The organism is Bradyrhizobium sp. WSM4873 (assembly GCF_055811355.1).
The window spans coordinates 485,621-508,710 of record NZ_JBVVPS010000002.1 but is presented as its reverse complement, the minus strand read 5'-3'; the positions used below and the strand labels follow the sequence as shown (position 1 = coordinate 508,710).

Genomic DNA, 23,090 nt, shown 5'->3' with positions numbered 1-23,090 from the left:
GTACGAAATCCTCGCGCGGAGATGCCTTGCCCGCGCCTCATCCGCCGCGATAACATCAGGCATGACAGAACAGCTTCTTCCGATCGGCCCTGCCGATATCGATGCCGCAGCACGCGTGATCGCCCCGTTCGCCGTCCGCACCCCGCTGCTGTCCTTTCCCGTGCTCAACGAACGCGTCGGCGCAAAGGTCTATCTCAAGCCGGAGATGCTCCAGCGCACCGGCTCGTTCAAGTTCCGCGGTGCCTTCAACAAGGTCGCCTCGATCCCGCAGGACAAGCGCGCCGGCGGCGTGGTCGCGTTCTCCTCCGGCAACCATGCCCAGGGCGTGGCGGCGGCGGCCAAGATCCTCGACATGCATGCGACCATCGTGATGCCTGCGGATGCGCCGTTGTCGAAGCGCGAGCGCACCAAATCCTACGGTGCCGAGGTCGTGCTGTACGACCGCGACCGCGACGACCGCGAGGCGATCTCGCGCGGCATCGCCGAGAAGCGCGGTGCGACGCTGGTCAGGCCCTATGACGATCCCTTCGTGATCGCCGGCCAGGGCACCGCCGGCCGAGAGATCGCGGAGGATATGGCGGCGCTCGGTCTCGTCCCCGACATCGTGGTGGCGCCGGCCTCCGGCGGCGGCCTGATCGCGGGCGTCGCGACGGCCGTGAAGGCACGCTATCCGCTGGCCCAAATCGTCGTGGCCGAGCCTGAGGCGTTCGACGATCACGGCCTGTCGCTGACCGCAGGTCACCGCGAGCCGCATGGGCCGGCAGGCCGCACCATCTGCGATGCGCTGATGGCCCTGATCCCCGGTGAGATGACATTCGCGATCAACAGCAAGCTGCTTGCGCGCGGCGTCACCGCCTCGGACAAGGAAGTCGGCGCGGCCGTCGCGTTTGCCTATCGCGAGCTGAAGCTGGTGGTCGAGCCGGGCGGAGCGGTGGGCTTGGCCGCGCTGCTTGCGGGACGACTTGATGTTGCCGGCAAGAACGTCGTCATCGTGCTCTCCGGCGGCAATGTCGACGCCGATCTGTTTGCGGAGCTCGTGGCCTGATATTCTAATCTTCTGACATGAAGAAGGGCAGAGCGTCACCGCTCTGCCCTTTGTCGTGTGTGGCCGACCGCGATTAGTGCATGAAGCCGCGGTGGTTGTTGCCGCCGTTGCCACCCTGGCTCTGGTTCATCGACTGGCGGAAGTTATTGCCGCCATTGTTGACCATGCGACTGGTCTCATTGAACTGCGGGCGGTTGTTGTTCTGCACCTGTACCTTGTTCACGGGGTTGTTGCTGATCTTCGCGCCGTTGTTGATGCGGATCGGGTTGTTCTGGTTCTGAACGTTGACGGGCTTCGTCTCGATGGTCGTGCCGCCCTTGCCGACATTCACCGGCATGCTCACGATCTTGCCAGGATTGCCGCTGGTGGTGCCGTTGGCAATGCCGCCATTGTTGCCGCCGTTCGGCGTCTTGTTGGTCGCAGGCAGCGTCACGATCTTGCCGATGCCGCCATTGTTGTTGGTGGTGTTGGTCGGCGCGGGCAGGGTGACGATCTTGCCCGGGGTCTGCGACGGCGTGCCGTTCTGCGGGTTGGGCTGGTTGTTGCCCGCCGGCAGGTTGACGATCTGGCTGCCATTGCCGAGCTTGCCGATGCCGTTGTTGTCCCCCGACTTCTGCACGATCGGCAAATTGCCGTTCACTTGCGCGCCGCCATTACCCTGCTGCAGCGGCATGTATTTGGGCTGGCCGAGATTGCCGATCTTGAAGGTCGGGGCGATATTCTGCGGCGCCAGGAACTTGGTCGCCTGCATCAAGGGGATCTGCTTCGGTTGCATCTGGAGCTTCAGCGCGACCTGCGCATAGGGCGTGTTGCCGTAGTTGTCGTAGAAGGACTTGTAGGCGAGCGGCGAGTTCGCGAGCACCGTCTTGTGCCAGGCCTGCGTGAGCAGCAGGTTGTTGAGCAGCCAGCGGACGTGATCGCACAGCGGGTCGTGCGGATACATCGTGATGAACTCTTGATAGTACTCCGGCCGGGCTTCGGACACGACGTAGTCATAGGCCTGGCGGGTCGAGCGGCTCGGCAGGTTGGAGGCCATCTGCACCACAGGCGCATTCACCGGCGCGCGGCTGGCGGCAACAGCGGTGTCGCCGAAAAAGGTGAAGTCGGATGTCAGCGACGAGCTCTCCCACGGGATCTGCGCGCCGCTGGTGGTCTGGTTCACTTCGAGGCGCACGCGCTTGAACAGCTGCTCGATCGGGACGTTGGGCTCGCGCGCGACGTTCAGGAAAGCTTGCGTGTAGGGGCTGTGGCCGCCGGTGCCGTCCTGCGCTTCCGCGCCCGGAGCGGTGGAATAGCCGACGATCGAACCGTTCGGCGCATCGACGATGGCCAAGCCACGGCCGGCATCATTCACGTTCGGGAACGGGTTGTTGCGGCAGGCATCAAGGATCACGATGCGCATGCGGCTCGGGATCGTCTCCAGCGTCGACATCACGTCGACCAGGCGGACGGAGTTGTTGACGAGCTCGGTCTGGCTGGAGACCTTGGCGTCGACGGGAACGAGGTAGTTCTCGCCGGCGAGCTGCACGCCGTGACCGGCGTAGTAGACCATCGCCACCGTGTTCGGACCGCGCGCTGACACTTTGGCGGAGAAGTCCTGCACCACGCGAAGCATGTCGTTCTGGGTCAGGTCGGTCGCGGCGACCACTTCGAACCCGGCCGAATTCAGGAATTTCGCCATGGACTCCGCGTCATTGTCGGGGTTGGCGAGCTGCGGCGCGTTCTGGTAGTTCGAATTGCCGATCACCAGCGCGACGCGCTGCTCCGGGCCTTGCAGCGCGGTGGGGGCGGGCTCCACCGGGGCGACTTGCGCGGAAACCGGGCCGCAGGCGAAGCCGAACAGGCTTCCCAGCAGGCTGGCCGTCATCAGGAAAGGTTTTAGGCGGAACATGGCGTGCTCCTTTGGCACTGATCTCGATACGAGATTGGTTGCCGGGGAGCTTGGCCGCGTTCGAGTTTGAGGTCCGTGATCGCCATCACCATGGTAGGCTGCGTGATCTGAATCACGCTTGGAACCTGCCAAGGTGGGTGCACGATGGGAGGACAGTCCGTCACATGCTGAAATCGATCGATCCGATCCTCACGCCCGACCTGCTCTGGCTGCTGGCGTCCATGGGCCATGGCGACGACCTCGTTTTCGTCGATGCCAATCACCCGGCGGCACGCATCGCGCAGAGCACGCATTCGCGGCGCCTGATCCAGTTGCCCGGCATGAGCATGGAGATCGCGATCCGCGCCATCATGTCGGTCTATCCGCTCGACGATTTCGATCCCGATCCGGTGCGCGTGATGATGCCGGTCGACGATCCCGACGGCGTCCCCGACGTGCAGCGCGCGGTGCTCGCGGAGATCGAACGCGCCGCCGGCCGCCCCGTTACGCCCGGAAAACTCTCCCGGCCGGATTTTTATCGCGCGGCGGCGGCGAGTTTTGGAATCGTGCAGGTCGGCGACAGCCGGGGGTACGGATGCTTCCTGATCAGGAAGGGTGTGATCAACTAGAAGCGCACGAACGAACGATGCGGTACTGCGTCACGCGTGCTCGAACGGTCCGACCTCGCGGATCACCTTGCAGATCTGCAGGAAGCCGCTGGCGTAGAACTCGGCATGTCCCCGCTTCATCGTCTCGACATGTTCGGGATGGGTGCGCCAGGCTTCGAGCGCTTGCTCCGAGGCAAAACGGAACACGGTGAGCTCCTCGCCGTCGTCGGCCTTGAACGACTTGACCGACACGAAGCCGGGAAGACGGCTGACGATGTCGTACATGCGCGCGCCGAGCCGGTCGTGTTCGTCGACAGAGGCGCCGTCACGCAATTGCAGATCGCCAATGACAATCACTTCGCCAATCATGTTTCCTTGACCCTCGGTGATGGATATCCGTTCCCGATCTCTTCGGTTTCGCGAAGGCTTTGTTACATCGCCCCCCCGAATTTGAATGGCCTGCCGGCATCCGACTGTTTATGGTCGGTCCATGTCGCGCCTTATGTGCCTATCTGTCGCTATCGTCCTATCGCTGCTGCCGGCTGTCGCGCCGGCTGCCTCAATCCAAAAGCGTCCCAAGCAAGCCTGGCATGGCTACGGCTTCCTGCCGGGCTATCGCCAGCCGCTGAGCAACAGCATTCCGCTCTACAAGCAGAAGGAGGCGATGCGGCGGATGTCGCCTAGCGACCGGCGCCATTGGTACATCGATCCGGTCCCCCAATATTACGGCTGGGACGGTGAGTGGCGCTATTTCGGCCGGCCCGGCTTCGGCGGCGGCCGCTACAATGGCGGCAGTTTTGGTCCGTGCTGGACGCGGACGCCGATCGGCGCGGTCTGGAATTGCGGGTGATGGACTGAGCTCCGACATTGCGAGCGTAGCGCGTTGCGCTCGCAATGACGTTGAGGAGAGAGTGTTTTCCTCACTCCGCTCTCGTGCCCCGGACACCGCGCAGCGTCTCTTCGACGGTGCGCTGCAGTGCCGGGGCCCATGCTGCTACGGAAGCTGTGGCTCCTGGATCCCGGATCTGCGCTTTGCTTGTCCGGGACACGGAGGGAGTATGCGTCCCCCTTACGAGAAGAATGCGATCTTCTCGGCCTGGGTCATGCGGCGGATGGGCGCCATGGGATCGTTGGCGGCGGCGCGGGGCTTTTGCAGGATACCGCTGGCGAGGATGGTGGCGCCGAGCGAGGCTTCCGGAACCGGCGAGGGCATCGGCAGCGTCGTGGCCTGCGCCGCGCCGAATGTCGCGGTGGCGGCCATGACCGGCGCTGGCTGCTCCATCACTTCGGCGGCGGCTTCCGCAATGGCGTTGGTGAGGCCCGCCAGCGAGTCCATCGCGATCGGCGCTTCCTCTACAGGCTCCTCCACGATCGCTGCGGCGGCGATTGGCTCGGGTCTGAGCGGCTCTGGTGCCATCGGCTCCGGTATCTCGGCTGCGATGGGCGCTGCGGCCTCCGCAACCACCGCCTCCGGAACCGTCGCTTCCATCTCGACCGGTTCGATGATCTCGTCGAATTCCGGATCGGGCGCGGCCATCTCCAGCGCGATCGCGTCGAGTATAGCTTCGTCCTCGGCTTCCGCTGCGGCATCGAGCGAAAATTCGTCCGTCACCTCCGCGAAGGCCTTAGTGGCCGGCTCTTCAAAAGCGATGTCTTCAGGCGCGATCCGGCTCTCGGCGAGGGGCGCCTGCTCCAGGGCGGCGTCCGTCGCGTGCTCGGCAACAGAGAAGGCGTCAGCGACGCCAGCCGTCTCCACGGCGGCTTCGGGCTCGATCGCCTCTGCGATGTCCTGCGGCTCCGTAAGAGCCACGGCGGCTTCGCTGGCCATCACCGCAGGCGCGGCCTCCGCAGGCGGAGCTTCCGCAGCGGACGACGGTGCCTCCTGCACTGGAGCCGGCGACGGGCGCGCGGCCTGCGGCGTTGCGTCAGCGTCTGTCTGGTCGATCCGGTCCTTGAGCAGATCGAATGCGGCCTTGAGATCTGCGCGGGGGTCGATGGTCGAAACCTGCGCGCAGGCCGCCTCGATGGAGGCCAGCTGCGAATCAATCAGGTCGCAGATTCGCCCGTCGGCGCCGATCTCGCGCCAGCGCCAGGAGATCTCCTTGATGATGCGCAAGCCGCGGGGAATCGGTGCGAGGCTCGCCTCGATCGCCCCGGGATCGAACGCCGCGATCGCAATCGTCTCGGCTTCGCGGATCGCGTGGCGGATCGCGATTAGCGCCTCCGGCAGGCGGTCCTCGACGACGGGATGGCGCTGCGCCGCAAGGGTTTCTTCGATTTTCGCGACCGCATCGAGCACCATGCGGGTGTCGGCGTTGCGGTTGCGCTTGGCGTATTCGCCGAGGAACCAGCGGCCGCGCGCGGTCTCCAGGAAGGCTTCGCGGATCGCGTCGTAATCCTGCTCGTTCGGCTCGGCCGCGCGGGCAGACATAGGCGAGAGGGCGAATGCTTCGTTGGCCATGTCAATCTCGTCGCGCAAATCACCGCGCGTTACAGTAACGATCATCACGATATCGACCGAATCGCAATTGGTTTGATGGCGCCCGAATCACAAATCCCCATCGCAGCAGCTCGGAAGCGGCGATTCGCCGTGAGCCTCGCGCTGTTCTATTCGGCCGTGTTCGCGGTCTCGGGAACGCATCTGCCGTTCTTTCCGGTCTGGCTGAAGGCGATCGGCATCGACGCGGCCTGGATCGGCCTCATCAACGCGCTGCCGGCGATCACGCGCTTCACCACGCTGCCGCAGATCACCGCCTTTGCCGAAAAGCGACATGCGATTCGCGCCGGCATGACGGTGTCCGTGCTGGCGACGGCGATCGGGTTCACGGCGGTCGGCTTGCAGCAGCAGCCGCTGGCGCTGTTCCTGATCTATGCGCTGACCTGCATGATGTGGACGCCGACCATGCCGCTGACCGACGCCTACGCGCTGCGTGGTGTCGCCCGCTACGGCCTCGATTACGGGCCGGTGCGGCTGTGGGGCTCGGCAGCCTTCGCGGCCGGCTCGCTCGCCTGCGGCTATCTCGTGGACCGCATCGCGGCGCGCGATCTGATCTGGGTCATCGTCGCCTGGGCTGTTGTTGCGGTCGCCGCCGGCATGCTGCTGCAGCCCCTCGACGATGTCAGGCGAAGGACGACAGTGACGCACGCCAGCAAGGCGCTGCTGCGTGATGCCGGCTTCTGGGCCATCATCGTTTCGGCCGCACTGATCCAGGGCAGTCATGTCGCGTATTATACGTTCTCGGCCATCAACTGGCAGGCCCAGGGTCTCGGCGGGTTGACGATCGCGGGCCTCTGGACATTGGGCGTGATCGCCGAGATCATCGTGTTCGCGCTGTCGCCGCGCTTCTCGCTGCACCCGTCCTCGCTCATGGCGATCGGGGGCGCGAGCGCGGTCGTGCGCTGGGTCGTCACTGCATACGATCCGCCGCTCGTGCTGCTCGCGGTCGTGCAGCTCGGCCACGGCCTGACCTTCGGGATGACCATTCTCGGCACCATGAGTCTGCTGGTGCAACGCGTGCCGTCGCATCAGATCGCGCGGGGACAGGGCTACTACGCCGCGTGCAACGGGCTGCTGGGTGCGACCACCTCGATCGCGTCAGGCGCGATCTACGCCCGCATCGGCGACGGCCTGTATTACGTCATGGCCGCGATGGCCGCTGCCGGTGCGCTCGTGATCTGGTCGGCGCGGCACCGGCTGAAAGCTCATCCCCACAGCGAGGCATCAGGCGGATAAACCAGGCTGTCGTCGTAGCGAAGGCCATGATCGCGGTCGCGCGTCAGCAGCAGCGGGCCATCGAGATCGACGAAGCGCGCCTGCGGCGTCACCAGCATCGCCGGCGCCATCGACAGCGAGGTTGCGACCATGCAGCCGATCATGATCTCGAAGCCGAGCGCCTGCGCAGCATCGGCCATCGCCAGCGCCTCGGTGAGGCCGCCGGTCTTGTCGAGCTTGATGTTCACGGCGTCGTAGCGCTCACGGAGCGACGCCAGCGAAGAGCGGTCGTGCACGCTTTCGTCGGCGCAGACCACCAGTGGCCGCTTGATCCGCGCCAGCGCGTCGTCCTTTCCGGCCGGCAGCGGCTGCTCGACCAGGGTGACGCCGACGGCCTCGCAGGCCGCAAGATTGTGCGCCAGATTGGCCTCGGTCCAGGCCTCGTTGGCATCCACGATCAGTTCGGATTCGGGCGCCGCCTCGCGCACCGCCGTGATCCGCTCCGGATCGCCGTCGCCGCCGAGCTTGATCTTGAGCAGCGGCCGGTGCGCCGCTTTGGCGGTCGCCGCCGCCATGGCCTCGGACGTGCCCAGCGAGATGGTGTAGGCCGTGGTGCGCTCGCCCGGCGACGGGCGGTCGAGCAGGCTCCAGGCCCGCAGGCCCGCCGCCTTGGCTTCCAGATCGATCAGGGCGCAATCCAGGGCATTGCGGGCCGCCCCGGGCGGCATGGCGGCTTGCAGGGCCTGGCGGGTGAGGCCGCCGGCCACGGCCTCCCGCATGGCCTGGATGGCGGCAAGGGTCGCCTCGGGCGTCTCGCCATAGCGGGGATAGGGCACGCATTCGCCGCGGCCAGTCAGGCCGTCCCGGCTGACCTCGGCCACAACGGTCACGGCCTCGGTCTTGGCGCCCCGGCTGATGGTGAAACTGCCAGCGATGGGAAAGCGCTCGATTCGCGCAGCGAGGACAGGAACTTTGCTGGAAGTCATTTTGAACTCTGGCGAAATCTGAACCTGCTGGTTACCTCTAGCAACTAAGGTTAACCAGTTGGGGATACCTTCTCCGGGTAAGGGCGCGTGCGCAACCATCTGATTTCATCCGTTTCTCGCGCCTCGGCACGGGAGCGGACATCTTGAGCGGCGATCCGAAGCTGGAACGGATTGCGAAGGGCAATGCGCTGGCACTCTGCGCCACCGGAACCTGGACCGCGAGCTTCGCGCCGGTCCTGGAGCGGATGGTGGCCGACGCCGAGAAGCTCGCCGGCGGCCCGCAAAGCATCTTCATCGACGTGTCCGAGGTCGCCAAGCTCGACACCTTCGGCGCCTGGCTGATCGAGCGGCTGCGCCGCAGCCTGACGCAGGGCGCCGTCGAGGCGCAGATCGCCGGCCTTTCCGCCAATTATTCGAGCCTGGTGGACGAGGTGCGACGGGTCAGGGCGACGCCCGTCATCGACACCAGCACGATCACCATCACCGGCATGCTGGAGCAGATCGGCCGGGCCGTGGCCGGTGTTGCCGGCACGGTTGCAGGCCTGATCGACATGCTCGGCGCGGTCCTCGCGGCGGTCGCGCGCACCCTGATTCATCCGCGCTCGTTCCGTCTGACCTCGACCGTGCATCATCTCGAGCAGGTCTGCTGGCGCGCGGTGCCGATCGTCGTGCTGATCACCTTCCTGATTGGCTGCATCATCGCCCAGCAAGGCATCTTTCACTTCCGCAGGTTCGGCGCCGACCTGTTCGTCGTCGACATGCTCGGCGTGCTGGTGCTGCGCGAGATCGGCGTGCTGCTGGTCGCGATCATGGTTGCGGGCCGCTCGGGCAGCGCCTACACCGCCGAACTTGGCTCGATGAAGATGCGCGAGGAGATCGACGCGCTACGCACCATGGGGTTCGACCCGATCGAGGTGCTGGTGCTGCCGCGCATGCTCGCGCTGGTGCTGGCGCTGCCGATCCTGGCCTTCCTCGGCGCGATGGCCGCGCTCTATGGCGGCGGCCTCGTCGCCTGGCTCTATGGGGGCGTGCAGCCCGAGGCTTTCCTGCTGCGGCTGCGCGACGCCATCTCGATCGACCATTTCATCGTTGGCATCGTCAAGGCACCTGTCATGGCCGCGGTGATCGGCATCGTCGCCTGCGTCGAGGGGCTCGCGGTGCAGGGCAGCGCGGAATCGCTCGGGCAGCACACGACGTCGTCTGTCGTGAAAGGCATTTTTTTCGTCATCGTCATGGACGGCGTGTTCGCCATCTTCTTCGCCGCGATCGGGATGTGACGATGGTGGGCGAGATCCAGAACCCCATCATCCGCGTCCGCGACATCACCGTGCAGTTCGGCGCGACGCGCGTGCTCGACGGGCTCGACCTCGACGTCAAGCGCGGCGAGATTTTGGGCTTCGTCGGCCCTTCCGGCGCGGGCAAGTCCGTGCTGACGCGCACCATCATCGGCCTGGTGCCGAAGGTCGCAGGCAGCATCGAGGTATTCGGCGTCGACCTCGATGCCTCCAACACGTTGCAGCGTCGCAACGTGGAGCGGCGCTGGGGCGTGCTGTTTCAGCAGGGCGCGCTGTTCTCCTCGCTCACGGTGCGCCAGAACATCCAGTTCCCGATGCGCGAATATCTGCGGGTGTCGCAGCGGCTGATGGACGAGATCACCATCGCCAAGCTCACCATGGTGGGTCTCAAGCCCGAAGTGGCCGATCGCTTTCCCTCGGAACTGTCGGGCGGCATGATCAAGCGCGTGGCGCTGGCGCGCGCGCTGTCGCTCGACCCCGATCTCGTCTTTCTGGACGAGCCGACCTCGGGCCTGGATCCGATCGGCGCCGGCGACTTCGACGAGCTGGTCAGGACGCTGCAGCGTACTTTGGGGCTGACCGTTTTCATGGTAACCCACGACCTCGATAGCCTTTACACAGCATGTGACCGCATCGCCGTTTTAGGCAACGGTAAGATCATTGCGGCAGGGTCGATCGCCGACATGCAGGCCTCGCAGCATCCGTGGCTGAGGCAATATTTCCATGGCAAGCGCGCTCGCGCGGTGATGGGCTGAGGTGCCGGAGTAGCTGATGGAAACGCGCGCAAATTACGTGCTGATCGGGTCGTTCACGCTGGCGGTGATCGCCGCCGCGATCGGCTTCGTGCTGTGGTTTCAGTCGTTGCACACCACCAAGCAGCGCAGCCCCCTGCGCGTCGTGTTCGAGGGCCCGGCCGCGGGCCTGCGCAACGGCGGCAGCGTCAATTTCAACGGTATTCGGGTAGGCGAGGTGGTTTCAGTGAAGCTCGACAACCCGCGGCGGGTTGTCGCACTCGCCATGGTCGAGAACAACGCCCCGATCCGCAAGGACACCCTGGTCGGCCTCGAATTCCAGGGCCTGACCGGCGTCGCCGCGATCTCGCTGAAGGGCGGCGAGGAGGCCGCACCTTCGCCGCCGCTCGACGAGGACGGCATCCCCACGCTGACGGCGGATCCCAACAAGCTCCAGGACGTCACCGAGGCGATCCGCGGCACGCTCCAGAACATCAACAAGATCGTCGCCGACAATCAGGAGTCGGTGAAGAACTCGCTGAAGAATCTCGAGACCTTCACCAACTCGCTCGCCCGCAACTCCGAGAAGATCGACGGCGTGATGGCCAAGGTCGACGGCGTCATGCTCAAGGCTGATAGCCTCATGCTTGGCCTCAACACGCTCGCCGGCGGCAAGGATGGCGGCGAGCTGTTCCAGGCGGTGAAATCGATCCGCGAACTGGCCGACGATTTCGACAAGCGCTCCGGCGCATTGATGACCGACGGCCGCCGCACGCTCGGCGACATCAGCCGTGCCGTCAACAATTTCGACCGCAACCCGACCCGCGTCCTGTTCGGCGCCAGCAACAGCGCGCCGCCGGCCGCTCCGCCACCGCCGCCCGAGCCGCCGAAACCCCCCGCGCCGGAGCGCCGGCGGCAGTAGGGGGATCGCCCTCGTGCTTCTCCGGCGTCGTCCTGGCGAAAGCCAGGACCCATTACCCCAAGGAGGAGTTTGGCGAAGAGCAGTCGCTCGGTACTTCCACCGGCGGCAATCGACAGACTTCGCGGTATGGGTCCTGGCTTTCGCCAGGACGACATCGAGTGTTTGTCGATCGCTTCGTTCCTAATGACACCCAAAACAAAAACGGAGGCCGCGAGGCCTCCGTTTCCTTATTCGTCATTTGCGAGCTGGCCGCTCACCCCAGCCGGCCCGCTGCGTGCGCGAGCAGGGTGTACACCAGGCCCGTCTCGGAGGTCAGGTGGTTGCGCAGCTCCTGCGGGCCGCGGCCGTCGCGGGCGACCTCGTCGAGCAGGCGTTCGAACTCGGCGACATAGCGGTCGACCGTGGCCTTGAAGTTGCGGTCGGAGCGATACTTGCGGGCGACCTCGTCGAAGGCCTTCTGGCCGGCGGGCGTGTAGAGGCGCTTGGTGAAGGCCTTGTTCTCGCCGCGCTGGTAGCGGTCCCACATCTCGGACGCGAGGTTGCGGTCCATCAGCCGGCCAATGTCGAGCGACAAGGATTCCAGCGGATTGCCGCCACCTTGAGGAGCCTGCGGCTGCGGCGCCGGTGCAGCCTGGCGGCCGCGCTGGGGCTCACGTCCGGTGGACGCACCCTGGTTGGCGTCCGTGCGGCTCAAGAGGTCCGACAGCCAGCCGTCACGGCCCTGGTCGTTTCCGGCCGGCGCGACCGGCGGCGCTTCGGTGCGGCGCGAGGACGCGGGCATGCCGAGGTCCGGCGGCGGCAGCGTCGAGGCGCTGGCGCTCTCGCGCATGCGCGTCTCGGTGCTGCGCGCGCCGACGGCCGCCAGCATCGGCTCTTCCTGGCGCTGCACGCTGGCGCGGCCGGTCGTGGAGACGTCGAGGCCGCGGCCGTGCTGGGCCACGATGCGGTTGAGCTCGGCGAGGGCCTCGATCTGGTCGACGATCACCTTGCGCATCTGCGCAGTGCTCTCGGCCGCCTCCTGCGGCATCTCGAGCACGCCGCGGCGCAGCTCGTTGCGGGTGGCTTCGAGCTCGTTGTGCATCTCGAACGCCATCTGCTTCATGCTGGAGACGAGGTTGGTGAACTTCTCCGTCGACTGCTTGAACATCGCATCCGCCTCGTCGGTGGTCTGGCGGTAGATGTCGTGCATGGCCTCGACGGTCTGCCGGTGCTCCTCTTCGGAGGCCGACCGCACCGCCTCGAACTGGCGGGTGATCGCGGCGGAACCGGCGCCGGCGGTCTCCGCGACGACGCGGGCGATGTCGCGGGCGCGCTCTTCGGCGGCCGCCAGCGATTCATCGAGCAGGCCGGTGAAGCGAGACAGGCGCTGGTCGAGATCGGCGGTGCGCAGGTCGATGGTGGTGACGAGCGATTCCAGCGCCTCCTTTCGTTCGGCGAGCGAGGCGGTGGTATTCTTATTGCTCTGTTCCACCACCTGCGCGGCCTCGACCAGTGCCTTGCCGTGCGCGTCGAACTGGGTCGACAGCTCGCCGAGATCCTGGAGCGCCCGCGTGGTCTTGCTGTTGAAGACGTTGAGCTGGTCTTCCAGGTTCTGCGTCGCAGCGCCGTTGCGCGAGGTGACGTCGTTCATGGCCGAGACGAAGTCGGCCACACGCGTCACCAGCGCACGCTCGAGCGAGTTGAGGTTGTCGTGCGCACCGGTCAGCACCTCCTGGAGCAGGATGTTGCCTTCGCGCAGGCGCTCGAACAGGGCGACCGTATCGGTGCGCAGGATCTTGCTGGTCTCCTGCATCTCGGTGACGGCCGCGATCGAGACCTGGCGCGACTGGTCGATCGCCGCGCGCGAGGCCTGCTCGAGGTCCTTGAGCGACTTGTTGACGGCACCCGTCGCCATCTCGCTCGCCGAGTTGATGGTTCGCGCCACCTCGGAGCCGTTGCCCATCATGGTCTGCGAGAACGCGTGGCCGCGCGTTTCGATCGACTTCAGCGCGTCGGATGTGACGCGGTCGATGTCGAGCGTGAGCTGGCTGGTTTTCGAGCCGATCGCGTCCACGAGCGAGCCGCGCTTGGCGTCGATCATGTTGGCGAGACGGTCCGACTGCTGCTGCACGTAGGTGACGATTTCGTCGGTCTTTCCGGTCATGGCCTGGCCGAAGCTGCTGCTGGCGGCGAGCACCGAGCGCTCGACGTCCGCCGAACTCGACTTGACCCGCGAGCTTGCCTCGTTGGAGGCGTTGATCAACGCGTTCTGGGCGTTGAGCGCGCTGGTCTGGATGTCGCTGGTCGCGTTCGCGGTGGCCGTGCTCAGCGTACGCTCGATCTCGCTCGAGATCGTGCGGATCTGGCTTGCGGCATCCGCCGAGGTCGAGACCAGCGAGGTCTGCGCCTCACGCGCGCTGTTGAGGATGGTCGAGGCGGTGTCGGCGCCGACCGAGGTCAGCGTGCGCTCGATGTCCGTGGTCAGCGACTTGATCTGGCCTGCTGCGTCCGTCGAGGCGGAGATCAGCGTGCCCTGGGCCTCGCGTACGCCGCTGGTGAGCGCCTCGATGGTGGCGCCGCCGGCGGTCGCCAGCGCGCGCTGCATCTCGGCCGCCAGCGAACGAACCTGGCCGGTCTGTTCGGCGGAGACCGCCAGCAGGGTGCTCTGGGCGTCGCGGGCGCTGGTCGTGATCGTCTCGGCGGTCGACTGGCCGACCTGCGAGAGCGACCGATGCACTTCGGCGGCGAGAGACTTGACCTGGCTCGCCGCATCCGAGGACGCGTTGACGAGCGTGCTCTGGGCTTCGCGGGCGCCCGTCATGATGGTCTCTGCCGTCGCGGTGCCGGCCATCGAGAGCGAGCGCTGCACGTCCGAGGACAGCGCCTTGATCTGGTTGGCGGTCTCGCTCGAGGCCGCGATCAGCGCGCTCTGCGCATCGCGGGCGCCGGCGGTGATCGATTCCGCCGTGCTGGTGCCGGCCATCGACAGCGAACGCTGCACGTCGGCGGTGAGGGTCTTGACGTGGTTGGCCGCGTCCGAGGACGCCGTGACGAGCGTGGTCTGCACCTCGCGGGCACCGGCCAGGATCGAGGCGGCGGTCGCCGAGCCTGCCGACGACAGCGTGCGTTCGACGTCGGCCGCGAGCCCCTTGATCTGGTTGGAGGCATCGCCGGATGCTGCGACCAGCGTCGACTGCGCTTCGCGGGCGCTGGTCAGGATCGAGTTCGCGGCACCGGTGCCGACAGCAGTCAACGCGCGCTCGACCTCGGCGGAGGTCATCTTGAGCTGGGCGTTGACGTCGGAGGAGACGGTCATCAGCGACTGCTGCGCGGTGCGCGCACCGGTCTGGATGGTCTCGCTGGTGTTGACCACGAGGTTGGTGAGCGAGCGCTCGGCGTCCTCGACATGCGAGCGGATCGCGGTCGAGATCATCTCGGCGCGGGACATCATATCCTCGCTGGCCTGGCGTCCGCTGCTTTCGATGCGGCCGGCGACGGCCTCGACACGCGAGCCGAGCAGGTCCTCGAACTGCGCCACGCGCACGTCGATGTCGCTGGCGACCGAGCCGACCTTGGTCTCGATGGCCTGCTGGATGTCCTGGAAGCGCGCCGTGACCGTGTCGGTCAGATGCATGCTGCGGCCGTCGATGATCTCGGTGACGCCGGTGATGCGGCGGTCGACCGCCTCGATTGCCTGCGCGGTGCCGTCCGTGAGTGTCGAGGTCAGGAGGGTGAGGCGGGTGTCGATCGACTGCACGGCCTGCGAGGCGCCGTTCGTCACCGCGGTGGTCAGGTAGGTGAGGCGCGTGTCGATGGATTCGAGCGCCTGCGAAGCGCCGCCGGTGAGGGTGGTCGTCAGATGCGTGAGGCGCGTGTCGATCGACTGGATGGTCTGCGACGCGCCATCGGTCAGCGACGAAGTGAGGTGGGTGAGGCGGGAGTCGATCGACTGGATCGCCTGCGCCGCACCGTCGGTCAGCGACGAGGCGAGCGTGTTGAGCCGTCCGTCGATGGTCTCGGTGACCGACTTCGCACGGGTATCGAACGATTCTTCGAGCGCGGCGACGCGGCCGACGAGCTGCTCGTCGAAGGTCTTGATATGACCGTCGATCGTGGAGTCGAGGCTGGAGATCTTGCCGTTCAGCGAGGCGTCGAGGTTGCTGACGCGTTCGCCGATCGTGGTCTCGAACTGCACCAGGCGCTGGTCGAGCACAGCCGTGATCGCGCCGCCGTTGGAGGTGAAGCGGGTGTCGAAATTGTCGACATAGGTCTTCAGCGATTCATGGATGTCCTGGGTACGCTGGCCCATCCGATCGACGATCTCGCCGCCGAAGGTCTTCACGGTGCGGTCGAATTCGGAGATGTGGCGGGTGATCAGCGCGCCCAGCGTGCCGGAGTCGCGGGCGAATTTCTCGACCAACTCGGTGCCCTGGTTCTTCACCAGCTCGTCGAAGGCGCTCATCTGGAGCGACAGCGAGTCGTGCGCGGTCTCGGTCTGGCTGACGACCTTGGCGACCAGCGTATTGACGGTGGCGTCGAGTGCTTCGCTCGCCTTGTCGCCGGAGGTCATGATGTGGCCGGCGAGGCGGTTGCCGGCGTCGTCAATCTTGGCGGAGAGGTCGTTGGAGCGCAGCTCGAGCTCTAGCAGCAGCGAGTCCGACGAATTCTTCAGGCTGTCGTGCACCTGCTCGGTGCGCTCGGAGATACCGTCGACGATCGCGGCGGAGCGCTGCTCGAACTCGCCGGTGATGCGGTCAATACGCTCGTTCAGCATTTCGTGGACGCGGTCGGCGAGGTCGACGAACTCGTCGTGAACGTGGCCGGTCTTGAAATTGAGGCTGGTGGTCAACCGCTCGCTGGCGTCGAGCACGGCGCGCGTGGTCTCGTTGCTGGCCTCCTCGAGCCGGTCGAGCAGGTCGCCTCCGCGCTCGCCGAGCGCGAGGATCATGTTGTCGCCGGCGTTGCTGAGCGCACCGGTGATGTGGGCGCCGCGCTCTTCGAGCGCGCCGGTGATGGACTTTGCGACCTCGTCGACGCGCGAGGCGATCGCGTCCGAGATCAGCGCGATGTCGTGGCGCAAATCGATCTGCACGCCGGAGATGGCGCTGCGGACCTGCTCGGCCTGGCCGACCAGATTGTCGCGCTGATGTGCGATGTCCTGGAGCAGGGCGCGGATGCGCACTTCGTTGTCGGAATAGGCGCGTTCGAGCGCCGCGACCTCGTTGGCGACCAGCGTCTCGAGCTCGCCGGCGCGCGCGATGGCGCGCTCGATGCCGTCGCCCATCGCCGCAACCTCGCGGCGGATGGCCTGGCCGACGGTCACCATCGAATCGGAGGCCGAGCCTTCCGGCTCGGAGAAGCGGATGGCAACCTGGGCCATAGCCTGCGCGACCGAGCTCATTTGCTGGCCGCGCCAGACGAGGCTCGCCAGGAAGAAGAACAGCATGATCGGCGCGAAGAACATCGTGACGAGGCCGGCAATGGCCAACACGCCGCCGCTCTGGCCCATCGCCGCCTGGATCGAAGGCAGGAAGCCGACCGTCAGCGCGGCGCAAGCCGCCAGCCAGACGACGGTGAAGATTGTCGCGCCGGTGTAGATGTTGCGGGTCGGGCGTCCCGTCTGCAACGTCTGCAACAGCTGGCCGATGGTCGCACGGTCGTCATTGGCGGCGCGGCGCGAGGAGCGCGGCTCCTCGACCTGGTCGAACATCGCGCGTTCGTTCGCGGCAGGACGCGGATCGAAGCTCGGTTCGTCGAACATCGGGGGAGCCGGTGGGGCGACCGGAGGCGGCGTTTCGCTGCGCATCGAGGCGTTGCGGCTGGTGTCCGCCGCCGTGTCGCTAATGTTCAGGGCTTCCTGGATTGCAGAAAGCGCATCTTCTGTGGGGTCTTTGACCTTTTTCGGAGTGTTTGCCATGTTCAGTCCGAGCCCTCGTTACTTGTACGCGTCCCCCCGCGAGCTCTGCGCGCTACGCAAGCCCACAGTCCGGATCATGCCGCTTGCGCGGATCTCCGAGCCATCCCCACCCGGACGGCTTGTCCGCCAATTTCTCCAACATCCTATTGGCAGAGCGTCGCGAATGAAATGCCCGCGATTAAGACATTCTTAATCATCGTTAACAGGATCGCGCCGTAAGGCCTTAGCAATAAATGCAATTCTCCACCGGACTCGCCGGATTGCGGCAACTTTTCGTCAATAAACAGGCAGATTTGCGCAAAACGGCTGGAACATTTCATTAACCATTTCCGTGCTTGGGTGGAGGGAACTTGACCGCCGGACCGGCGGACATCGCGCGATGCCGGGGCCTGCGCCATGACTCCTGAACTGCAACGGATGGACTGGATGCCCTCGCCCCCGCTTGCACCCATCGACAGCCCGCTCGACCTCGATCATCTCTCCCGCATGACGCTCGGTGATTCCGAGCTGGAACAGGAAGTGCTGGCGATGTTTGCCGAGCAGGCGGTGCGCCTGATCGCGGCGATGGCCGCGCTCCCGTCCGAGGCCGGCGCACTCGCCCACAAGCTCAAGGGCTCGGCGCGCGGGATCGGCGCGTTTGCGGTGGCGGATGCCGCAGCCAGCCTGGAGACCGCGATTCAGACCGGACAAGGCCGGCCTCACGCCTTCGCCGCGCTGAAAGAGGCGGTGACCGAGGCTCGCGTCGCCATCGAGGCAATCCTCAACCCTTAGGCCGACAGGGCCAGACCCGTGCTCTAGTCTTTGTTTTGACGGGTTTTCTTCCCGCGCAACGGTATTCGCGACTGAATCAAAACGCTATGGCGCCGGGCTGATCGACCCGTTATAGGACAGCCCGGACCCTCCTTCATTCCCTAGATCGCGGCAGCACGAGCACACATGGCCAAAATTCACTTTGTCGATCACAAGGGCGAAACCCGTACGGTGGACGTCGAGAACGGCGCGACTGTGATGGAAGCCGCCATCCGCAACAGCATTCCCGGCATCGAGGCCGAATGCGGCGGCGCCTGCGCCTGCGCCACCTGCCATGTCTATGTCGACGAAGCGTGGCGCGAGAAGGTCGGCAGCCCGACGCCGATGGAAGAGGACATGCTCGACTTCGGCTTCGACGTGCGCCCGAACTCGCGCCTGTCCTGCCAGATCAAGGTCTCCGACGAGCTCGACGGCCTCGTGGTGGCGACACCGGAACGCCAGGCCTAACCCTGTTAGCTATTCATGTGCTCGGCGGCGCGAGCTCGATGCCGCGCTTGTGCCAGGGCCTGAGCTTCTCGAGCACTTCCGCGATCAGCGGCGTTGGCCGGCGCGACGCTTCGTCGATCATCACGGCGACCGATGTCGCCGATGCAATGCACTTCCCTTCCGAAAACACCACCTGCTCGAACGTCACCGACGTTCGTCCCAGCTTCACGACGCCGAGACCGAGCTCGATCGTGTTCGGCCAGTGCAGCTCCGCACGAAAATGGATGTCGAGCCGCACCATGATCCAGGCAAGTCCCGGCGGCGTCAGGCCGTATTCCGGAAGCTTCATCAGCGTGACACGGCCGGTCTCGAAATAGGTGGCGTAGACCGCGTTGTTGACGTGCTGGTTGGGGTCGAGATCGCCGAAGCGGACGTTGTCGCTGAGGCGAAAAGGGTAGTCCTCCAGGCGCGGCGTCGTATCGAGGCGGCTTGGTGCGTTCACCGATTGATCTCCGTCATAGCGTTGCTCGTTACAGCCCAGTTATCCTGACCCGGCAAGTGGGGCCGGCTGCGGGGCGCTCCCGCTTTTATGCCTTCCCTGATCCATCCCCGTTGGCTAGACAGACAGGGTCACCTCGGCCCAAAGGGCGCCGTCCCACCGAACGACCGATAAAGAGACGACATGAGCGACGCGATCAAAACCGATGTGTTGATTATTGGCGCCGGCCCCTGCGGTCTGTTCGCCGCCTTCGAGTTGGGCCTTCTCGACATGAAGACGCATTTCGTCGACATCCTCGACAAGGTCGGCGGCCAGTGCGCAGAGCTCTATCCGGAAAAGCCGATCTACGACATTCCCGGCATTCCGCAGGTTTCGGGGCAGGGCCTCACCGACGCGCTGATGGAGCAGATCAAGCCGTTCCATCCGACCTTCCATCTCGGCGAGATGATCGAGACCGTCGAGAAGATCGGCGATCCGCTGTTTCGCTGCACCACGGACGCCGGGAAGGTGTTCGAATGCAAGGTGCTGGTGATCGCTGCCGGCGGCGGCTCGTTCCAGCCCAAGCGGCCACCGGTGCCGGGGATCGAAGCCTATGAAGGAAGCTCGGTGCATTACGCCGTGCGCAAGATGGAGACGTTCCGCGACAGGAACGTGCTGATCGTGGGCGGCGGCGATTCCGCGCTCGACTGGACGCTCAATCTGCATCCGATCGCCAAGCGCATCACGCTCTTGCATCGTCGCGACGATTTTCGCGCCGCCCCCCACAGCGTCGAGCAGATGCGCGCGCTGGTCGCTGCCGGCAAGATGGATCTGCGGCTCGGCCAGGTCACCGCGCTGTCAGGCAACGAGGGCAAGCTGAGCGGCGCCACCGTCAAGGGCAACGACAACAGTGTGAGCGAAATTACCTGCGACACCATGCTGCCGTTCTTCGGCCTGACCATGAAGCTCGGTCCGGTCGCGAACTGGGGCATCGCGCTGGAGAACAATCTGGTGCCGGTCGAGACATCCGCGTTCGAGACCAACGTGCCAGGCATCTTCGCGATCGGCGACATCAACACCTATCCCGGCAAGATCAAGCTGATCCTGTGCGGTTTCCACGAGGGCGCGCTGATGTCGCAAAAAGCCCATCGCTACGTCTATCCGGAGAAGCGGCTCGTGTTCCAGTACACGACCTCGTCCTCCAGCCTGCAAAAGAAGCTCGGCGTCAACTGACGGCGGCGGGCGATGCCCCATGTTTCTGGTGCTGGAACAGTTCGCGAAATCGCCGTAGTCTGCGGCCATTGCAGTTGGCGGCTTAGCAAGGCGATTGGCTCAGCAAGGTGATGATAATGCGGACTCTCTTTTCCAGCTTTCGGCTGTTCTCGCTCCTCGCGCTCGCGATGTCGCTCGGTGCGGTGAGCCCGGTTGTGGCGCAAGTGCAGCAGCCGACCGCCGCGGGCCTCTGGCAGAAGGTCGAAGACGGCAAGACGGTGGGTTGGTTTCTCTTCATCGACCACAACGGCATCTTCGAAGGCGTCATCGCAAAAACCTTCCCGCGGCCCGGTGACGACCCGAACGAGATCTGCGCGAAATGCACGGACGATCGCAAGAACGCGCCGGTGCTCGGGCTCTCCTTCATCCGCGACATGAAGCGCGACGGCTTGAAGTATGACGGCGGCAACGTGGTCAATCCGCGCGACGGCAACATCTGGAAGGCCAAGATGACGGTCAGCCCGGATGGGCAGACCCTGACGATGCGCGGTTTCCTCGGCATTTCCCTGTTCGGCAAGGACGAGACCTGGACGCGTCTTCCCGACGCCAATATCGCGCAGGTCGATCCCGCCATCGTCGCGAAATATCTCCCGGCGCAAGCAACCGCCGCGACCAAGCCCGTGCCCGTGCCCGCGGCGAAGAAAGGCGGCGCGATGATGGCGCCGGCACCAAAGCAGTAGGGTCTACGTCGCGCGCTATGGCGCCCGAACTTCCGTAGCTCCACACACCGCCGTCATTGCCCGCCAAGGCGGGGACTTCAGTACGCCGCCAGCCTCTCCGCGTTCTTGCGCGGCGTCCGTGGCGCCCGTGCGCAATCGCGCATACGACCGGCGACGACAGCGGAGATGCCGGCGCGAGTAGCGGTCATACCCGTCGAAAGACGAACGCCTGCCGGACGCGCGCCAGTAGTTCCCCGGAATGCGCGGTGGCGCCGGATTTGCATAGCTATCCGCAAAGCTGCTGGGGGAATGAGTCGCCGTCCCTGACGCCTTCGCCGAGTCGCGAAAGGCGAACGGCAACTATCGCCCCGCGGCGATCACCTCGATCCGCGGAGACGACATGAGACGTGCAATATCCCGTGCCGCCATGCTGCTGGTCCTGACGGTGCTGCTGACCGCCCCGACGATGGCGCGTGACGACGGGCGCTACGCCAACTCGCCGTTAAAACCCTGGTTCGAGAGCCTGCACAGCGAATACGGCCAATGCTGCTCGGATGCCGACGGCTATGTGGTCGCCGATGTCGACTGGGAATCCGACAAGGGCCGCTATCGCGTGCATCTCGAGGGCGAATGGGTGGTCGTTCCCGACGGCGCCGTCATCACCGAGCCGAACAAGATCGGCCGCACCATGGTGTGGAAGCACTACATCGACGGCCATCCCCGCGTGCGCTGCTTCATGCCGGGCAGCATGACGTAGATTGAAGCGTCATCCCGGCCGATGCGCAGCGTCGAAACGGGACTCGCACCAATGCATCCGCGCGGCGCTCAGGTCACCGGCGCCGGATTGAACAGCGTCAAATCGTTGTGGATGCCCCAGCGATCCGACCAGGGTTGTGTGCGGCCGCTGGCGACGTCGAGGATCAGGCGGAACAGGTCCCAGCCGGTTTCCTCGATGGTCTTCTCGCCGGTTGCGATGCCTCCGGCATCGAAATCGATCAGGTCCTTCCAGCGTCGCGCGAGTTCGCTGCGGGTCGCGACCTTGATCACGGGCGCAGCCGCAAGGCCGTAGGGCGTGCCGCGGCCGGTGGTGAACACCTGCAGCGTCATGCCGGAGGCGAGCTGGAGCGTGCCGCAGATGAAGTCGGATGCCGGCGTCGCCGCAAACAGCATGCCCTTCTGCGTCGCCTTCTCGCCGGGCGAGAGCACGCCGGTGATCGCGGACGATCCGGACTTGACGATCGAGCCGAGCGATTTCTCGACGATGTTCGCCAAGCCGCCCTTCTTGTTGCCGGGCGTGGTGTTGGCGCTGCGGTCCGCGCCGCCGCGGGCGAGATAGGAATCGTACCAGGCCATCTCGCGGACCAAAGCGCGGCCGACGTCCTCGTTGATGGCGCGTCGAGTGAGCAGCTGGATCGCGTCGCGCACCTCGGTGACTTCCGAGAACATCACCGTGGCGCCGGCGCGCACCAGAAGGTCGGCGGCGAAGCCGACCGCGGGATTCGCGGTGACGCCGGAGAAGGCGTCGCTGCCACCGCATTGCAGGCCGATGACGAGATCGGCGGCCGGGCAGGTCTCACGAGTGCGCTCGTTGAGGATCTTCAGGCGGGCTTCGGCCTGGGTCATGATGGCGTCGACGATCGCGCCAAAACCGTCGAAGGCTTCGTCCTGCATCCGGACGATGGCATCGCTGACGCCTTCCGGCACCAGACGCTCGGGCGCCAACTTTTCACAGCCGAGGCTGATGACCAGGATCTCGCCCCCGAAATTCGGGTTCTGCGCGATGTTTTGCAGCGTGCGGATCGGAATCACGGCATCAGGCGCGTTGATGGCGACGCCACAGCCATAGGCATGCGTCAGCGGCACGACGTCGTCGACATTCGGGTATTTCGGCAGCAGCTCGGCGCGGATGCGCTTCACAGCATATTCCATCGTTCCCTTGACGCATTGCACCGAGGAGGAGATGCCGAGGATGTTCTTGGTGCCGACCGAGCCGTCGGAATTGCGAAAGCCTTCGAACGTGAAACCTTCCAGCGGCGGCAGCGGCGCGGGAACGGCGGTGGAGATTTCCAGCTTGTCGAGGGCAGGGGCCTCCGGCATGCGGATGCGCGCTTCGTCCACCCATTCGCCGGCCAGGATCGGCGCCAGCGCATGGCCGATCACTTCGCCGTAGCGGACGATCGGGGCGTCCTGCGGGATGTCGACCAGCGCCGTCTTGTGTCCCTGCGGCACGAAGGCGCGCAGCGTCAGCCCGCTGGCGAAGCGGGAGCCGGCAGGAAGCCCGAAATCATTGACAACGATCGCGACGTTGTCGCGATCGTTGAGCTTGATATAGCGGGGCTGCTCTTTCGCTGCGACTGATTGGTCCATCTGCGCTTGCCTC

General features: G+C 65.6%; 20 protein-coding genes. 12 read left to right on the top strand and 8 right to left on the bottom strand.

The window, feature by feature from the left end; translation table 11 throughout:
- Positions 1 to 61 precede the first annotated feature (61 nt).
- Positions 62 to 1,045 carry a threonine/serine dehydratase gene (locus tag AC0L21_RS06540; RefSeq protein ID WP_473259396.1) on the top strand — a complete coding sequence of 328 codons (984 nt, stop codon included), beginning with the start codon at positions 62 to 64 and terminating at the stop codon, positions 1,043 to 1,045.
- A 73-nt stretch (positions 1,046 to 1,118) separates the two neighbouring features.
- On the opposite strand, the gene AC0L21_RS06535 is transcribed toward AC0L21_RS06540, so the two are convergent.
- Complete coding sequence (locus AC0L21_RS06535; protein ID WP_473259394.1) at positions 1,119 to 2,936, bottom strand: caspase family protein; 1,818 nt, start codon at positions 2,934 to 2,936, stop codon at positions 1,119 to 1,121.
- Between the two features lie 164 nt (positions 2,937 to 3,100).
- Between AC0L21_RS06535 and AC0L21_RS06530 the strand changes: the two genes are divergently transcribed.
- Positions 3,101 to 3,544 carry an RbsD/FucU family protein gene (locus tag AC0L21_RS06530; protein WP_473259392.1) on the top strand — a complete coding sequence of 148 codons (444 nt, stop codon included), beginning with the start codon at positions 3,101 to 3,103 and terminating at the stop codon, positions 3,542 to 3,544.
- A gap of 30 nt (positions 3,545 to 3,574) precedes the next feature.
- Here AC0L21_RS06530 and AC0L21_RS06525 read toward each other — a convergent pair whose 3' ends face one another.
- Positions 3,575 to 3,892: an antibiotic biosynthesis monooxygenase family protein gene (locus AC0L21_RS06525; RefSeq protein WP_473259389.1), complete on the bottom strand. Its 318-nt coding sequence runs from the start codon at positions 3,890 to 3,892 to the stop codon at positions 3,575 to 3,577.
- A gap of 121 nt (positions 3,893 to 4,013) precedes the next feature.
- Between AC0L21_RS06525 and AC0L21_RS06520 the strand changes: the two genes are divergently transcribed.
- Entirely contained in the window at positions 4,014 to 4,373 is a 360-nt protein-coding gene (locus AC0L21_RS06520) for a hypothetical protein (protein WP_007612410.1), read from the top strand.
- Positions 4,374 to 4,592: 219 nt separating this feature from the next.
- On the opposite strand, the gene AC0L21_RS06515 is transcribed toward AC0L21_RS06520, so the two are convergent.
- Positions 4,593 to 5,984 carry a hypothetical protein gene (locus AC0L21_RS06515; protein WP_473259387.1) on the bottom strand — a complete coding sequence of 464 codons (1,392 nt, stop codon included), beginning with the start codon at positions 5,982 to 5,984 and terminating at the stop codon, positions 4,593 to 4,595.
- A gap of 75 nt (positions 5,985 to 6,059) precedes the next feature.
- On the opposite strand from AC0L21_RS06515, the gene AC0L21_RS06510 reads away from it, so the two are divergent.
- Positions 6,060 to 7,256 carry an MFS transporter gene (locus AC0L21_RS06510; RefSeq protein ID WP_473259385.1) on the top strand — a complete coding sequence of 399 codons (1,197 nt, stop codon included), beginning with the start codon at positions 6,060 to 6,062 and terminating at the stop codon, positions 7,254 to 7,256.
- Here AC0L21_RS06510 and dgcA read toward each other — a convergent pair.
- On the bottom strand, positions 7,226 to 8,221 hold the full coding sequence (gene dgcA / locus AC0L21_RS06505; RefSeq protein ID WP_473259383.1) for an N-acetyl-D-Glu racemase DgcA: 996 nt from the start codon (positions 8,219 to 8,221) through the stop codon (positions 7,226 to 7,228). The two genes, AC0L21_RS06510 and dgcA, sit on opposite strands and share 31 nt — an antisense overlap.
- A 143-nt stretch (positions 8,222 to 8,364) precedes the next feature.
- Between dgcA and AC0L21_RS06500 the strand changes: the two genes are divergently transcribed.
- From AC0L21_RS06500 to AC0L21_RS06490, 3 genes are read left to right on the top strand one after another with little or no spacing between them, the layout of a single operon-like run.
- Entirely contained in the window at positions 8,365 to 9,498 is a 1,134-nt protein-coding gene (locus AC0L21_RS06500; RefSeq protein WP_473259380.1) for an MlaE family ABC transporter permease, read from the top strand.
- A 2-nt stretch (positions 9,499 to 9,500) separates the two neighbouring features.
- Positions 9,501 to 10,271, top strand: coding sequence for an ABC transporter ATP-binding protein (locus AC0L21_RS06495; protein WP_473259378.1), 771 nt, complete (start codon positions 9,501 to 9,503; stop codon positions 10,269 to 10,271).
- A gap of 16 nt (positions 10,272 to 10,287) precedes the next feature.
- Positions 10,288 to 11,169: an MlaD family protein gene (locus tag AC0L21_RS06490; protein WP_473259376.1), complete on the top strand. Its 882-nt coding sequence runs from the start codon at positions 10,288 to 10,290 to the stop codon at positions 11,167 to 11,169.
- Positions 11,170 to 11,422: 253 nt separating this feature from the next.
- Here the strand turns inward: AC0L21_RS06490 and AC0L21_RS06485 are convergent, their stop codons facing one another.
- Both AC0L21_RS06485 and AC0L21_RS06480 read right to left on the bottom strand, forming a co-directional pair.
- The gene (locus tag AC0L21_RS06485) at positions 11,423 to 17,065 is read right to left on the bottom strand and encodes an apolipoprotein A-IV repeat region-like domain-containing protein (RefSeq protein ID WP_473259374.1); all 5,643 of its coding nucleotides are present in this window, start codon (positions 17,063 to 17,065) and stop codon (positions 11,423 to 11,425) included.
- Between the two features lie 143 nt (positions 17,066 to 17,208).
- Positions 17,209 to 17,463, bottom strand: a complete 255-nt coding sequence (locus tag AC0L21_RS06480) for a hypothetical protein (RefSeq protein ID WP_473259372.1) — start codon at positions 17,461 to 17,463, stop codon at positions 17,209 to 17,211.
- Between AC0L21_RS06480 and AC0L21_RS06475 the strand changes: the two genes are divergently transcribed.
- Entirely contained in the window at positions 17,462 to 17,836 is a 375-nt protein-coding gene (locus tag AC0L21_RS06475; protein WP_473259370.1) for an Hpt domain-containing protein, read from the top strand. The two genes, AC0L21_RS06480 and AC0L21_RS06475, sit on opposite strands and share 2 nt — an antisense overlap.
- A 165-nt stretch (positions 17,837 to 18,001) precedes the next feature.
- On the top strand, positions 18,002 to 18,322 hold the full coding sequence (locus AC0L21_RS06470; protein ID WP_045008721.1) for a 2Fe-2S iron-sulfur cluster-binding protein: 321 nt from the start codon (positions 18,002 to 18,004) through the stop codon (positions 18,320 to 18,322).
- Positions 18,323 to 18,335: 13 nt separating this feature from the next.
- Here the strand turns inward: AC0L21_RS06470 and AC0L21_RS06465 are convergent, their stop codons facing one another.
- Positions 18,336 to 18,803, bottom strand: coding sequence for an acyl-CoA thioesterase (locus AC0L21_RS06465; RefSeq protein ID WP_473259367.1), 468 nt, complete (start codon positions 18,801 to 18,803; stop codon positions 18,336 to 18,338).
- Between the two features lie 180 nt (positions 18,804 to 18,983).
- Here AC0L21_RS06465 and AC0L21_RS06460 point away from each other — a divergent pair, with 180 nt between their 5' ends.
- The 3 genes from AC0L21_RS06460 to AC0L21_RS06450 all read left to right on the top strand — a co-directional run bounded on the left by AC0L21_RS06460 (position 18,984) and on the right by AC0L21_RS06450 (position 21,467).
- On the top strand, positions 18,984 to 20,012 hold the full coding sequence (locus AC0L21_RS06460; protein WP_473259365.1) for an NAD(P)/FAD-dependent oxidoreductase: 1,029 nt from the start codon (positions 18,984 to 18,986) through the stop codon (positions 20,010 to 20,012).
- Between the two features lie 116 nt (positions 20,013 to 20,128).
- The gene (locus AC0L21_RS06455) at positions 20,129 to 20,731 is read left to right on the top strand and encodes a DUF2147 domain-containing protein (RefSeq protein WP_473259363.1); all 603 of its coding nucleotides are present in this window, start codon (positions 20,129 to 20,131) and stop codon (positions 20,729 to 20,731) included.
- 379 nt (positions 20,732 to 21,110) lie between these two features.
- Positions 21,111 to 21,467: a hypothetical protein gene (locus tag AC0L21_RS06450; protein WP_473259361.1), complete on the top strand. Its 357-nt coding sequence runs from the start codon at positions 21,111 to 21,113 to the stop codon at positions 21,465 to 21,467.
- 68 nt (positions 21,468 to 21,535) lie between these two features.
- Here the strand turns inward: AC0L21_RS06450 and garD are convergent, their stop codons facing one another.
- Positions 21,536 to 23,077, bottom strand: a complete 1,542-nt coding sequence (garD, locus tag AC0L21_RS06445; protein WP_473259359.1) for a galactarate dehydratase — start codon at positions 23,075 to 23,077, stop codon at positions 21,536 to 21,538.
- Between the last annotated feature and the right edge of the window lie 13 nt (positions 23,078 to 23,090).

What these genes read in the sequence shown, in the direction of transcription:
- AC0L21_RS06540 (WP_473259396.1), top strand. Translation starts at nt 62, where the DNA reads ATGACAGAACAGCTTCTTCCGATCGGCCCTGCCGATATCGATGCCGCA.
- AC0L21_RS06535 (WP_473259394.1), bottom strand. Translation starts at nt 2,936, where the DNA reads ATGTTCCGCCTAAAACCTTTCCTGATGACGGCCAGCCTGCTGGGAAGC.
- AC0L21_RS06530 (WP_473259392.1), top strand. Translation starts at nt 3,101, where the DNA reads ATGCTGAAATCGATCGATCCGATCCTCACGCCCGACCTGCTCTGGCTG.
- AC0L21_RS06525 (WP_473259389.1), bottom strand. Translation starts at nt 3,892, where the DNA reads ATGATTGGCGAAGTGATTGTCATTGGCGATCTGCAATTGCGTGACGGC.
- AC0L21_RS06520 (WP_007612410.1), top strand. Translation starts at nt 4,014, where the DNA reads ATGTCGCGCCTTATGTGCCTATCTGTCGCTATCGTCCTATCGCTGCTG.
- AC0L21_RS06515 (WP_473259387.1), bottom strand. Translation starts at nt 5,984, where the DNA reads ATGGCCAACGAAGCATTCGCCCTCTCGCCTATGTCTGCCCGCGCGGCC.
- AC0L21_RS06510 (WP_473259385.1), top strand. Translation starts at nt 6,060, where the DNA reads ATGGCGCCCGAATCACAAATCCCCATCGCAGCAGCTCGGAAGCGGCGA.
- dgcA (WP_473259383.1), bottom strand. Translation starts at nt 8,221, where the DNA reads ATGACTTCCAGCAAAGTTCCTGTCCTCGCTGCGCGAATCGAGCGCTTT.
- AC0L21_RS06495 (WP_473259378.1), top strand. Translation starts at nt 9,501, where the DNA reads ATGGTGGGCGAGATCCAGAACCCCATCATCCGCGTCCGCGACATCACC.
- AC0L21_RS06490 (WP_473259376.1), top strand. Translation starts at nt 10,288, where the DNA reads ATGGAAACGCGCGCAAATTACGTGCTGATCGGGTCGTTCACGCTGGCG.
- AC0L21_RS06485 (WP_473259374.1), bottom strand. Translation starts at nt 17,065, where the DNA reads ATGGCAAACACTCCGAAAAAGGTCAAAGACCCCACAGAAGATGCGCTT.
- AC0L21_RS06475 (WP_473259370.1), top strand. Translation starts at nt 17,462, where the DNA reads ATGACTCCTGAACTGCAACGGATGGACTGGATGCCCTCGCCCCCGCTT.
- AC0L21_RS06480 (WP_473259372.1), bottom strand. Translation starts at nt 17,463, where the DNA reads ATGGCGCAGGCCCCGGCATCGCGCGATGTCCGCCGGTCCGGCGGTCAA.
- AC0L21_RS06470 (WP_045008721.1), top strand. Translation starts at nt 18,002, where the DNA reads ATGGCCAAAATTCACTTTGTCGATCACAAGGGCGAAACCCGTACGGTG.
- AC0L21_RS06460 (WP_473259365.1), top strand. Translation starts at nt 18,984, where the DNA reads ATGAGCGACGCGATCAAAACCGATGTGTTGATTATTGGCGCCGGCCCC.
- AC0L21_RS06455 (WP_473259363.1), top strand. Translation starts at nt 20,129, where the DNA reads ATGCGGACTCTCTTTTCCAGCTTTCGGCTGTTCTCGCTCCTCGCGCTC.
- AC0L21_RS06450 (WP_473259361.1), top strand. Translation starts at nt 21,111, where the DNA reads ATGAGACGTGCAATATCCCGTGCCGCCATGCTGCTGGTCCTGACGGTG.
- garD (WP_473259359.1), bottom strand. Translation starts at nt 23,077, where the DNA reads ATGGACCAATCAGTCGCAGCGAAAGAGCAGCCCCGCTATATCAAGCTC.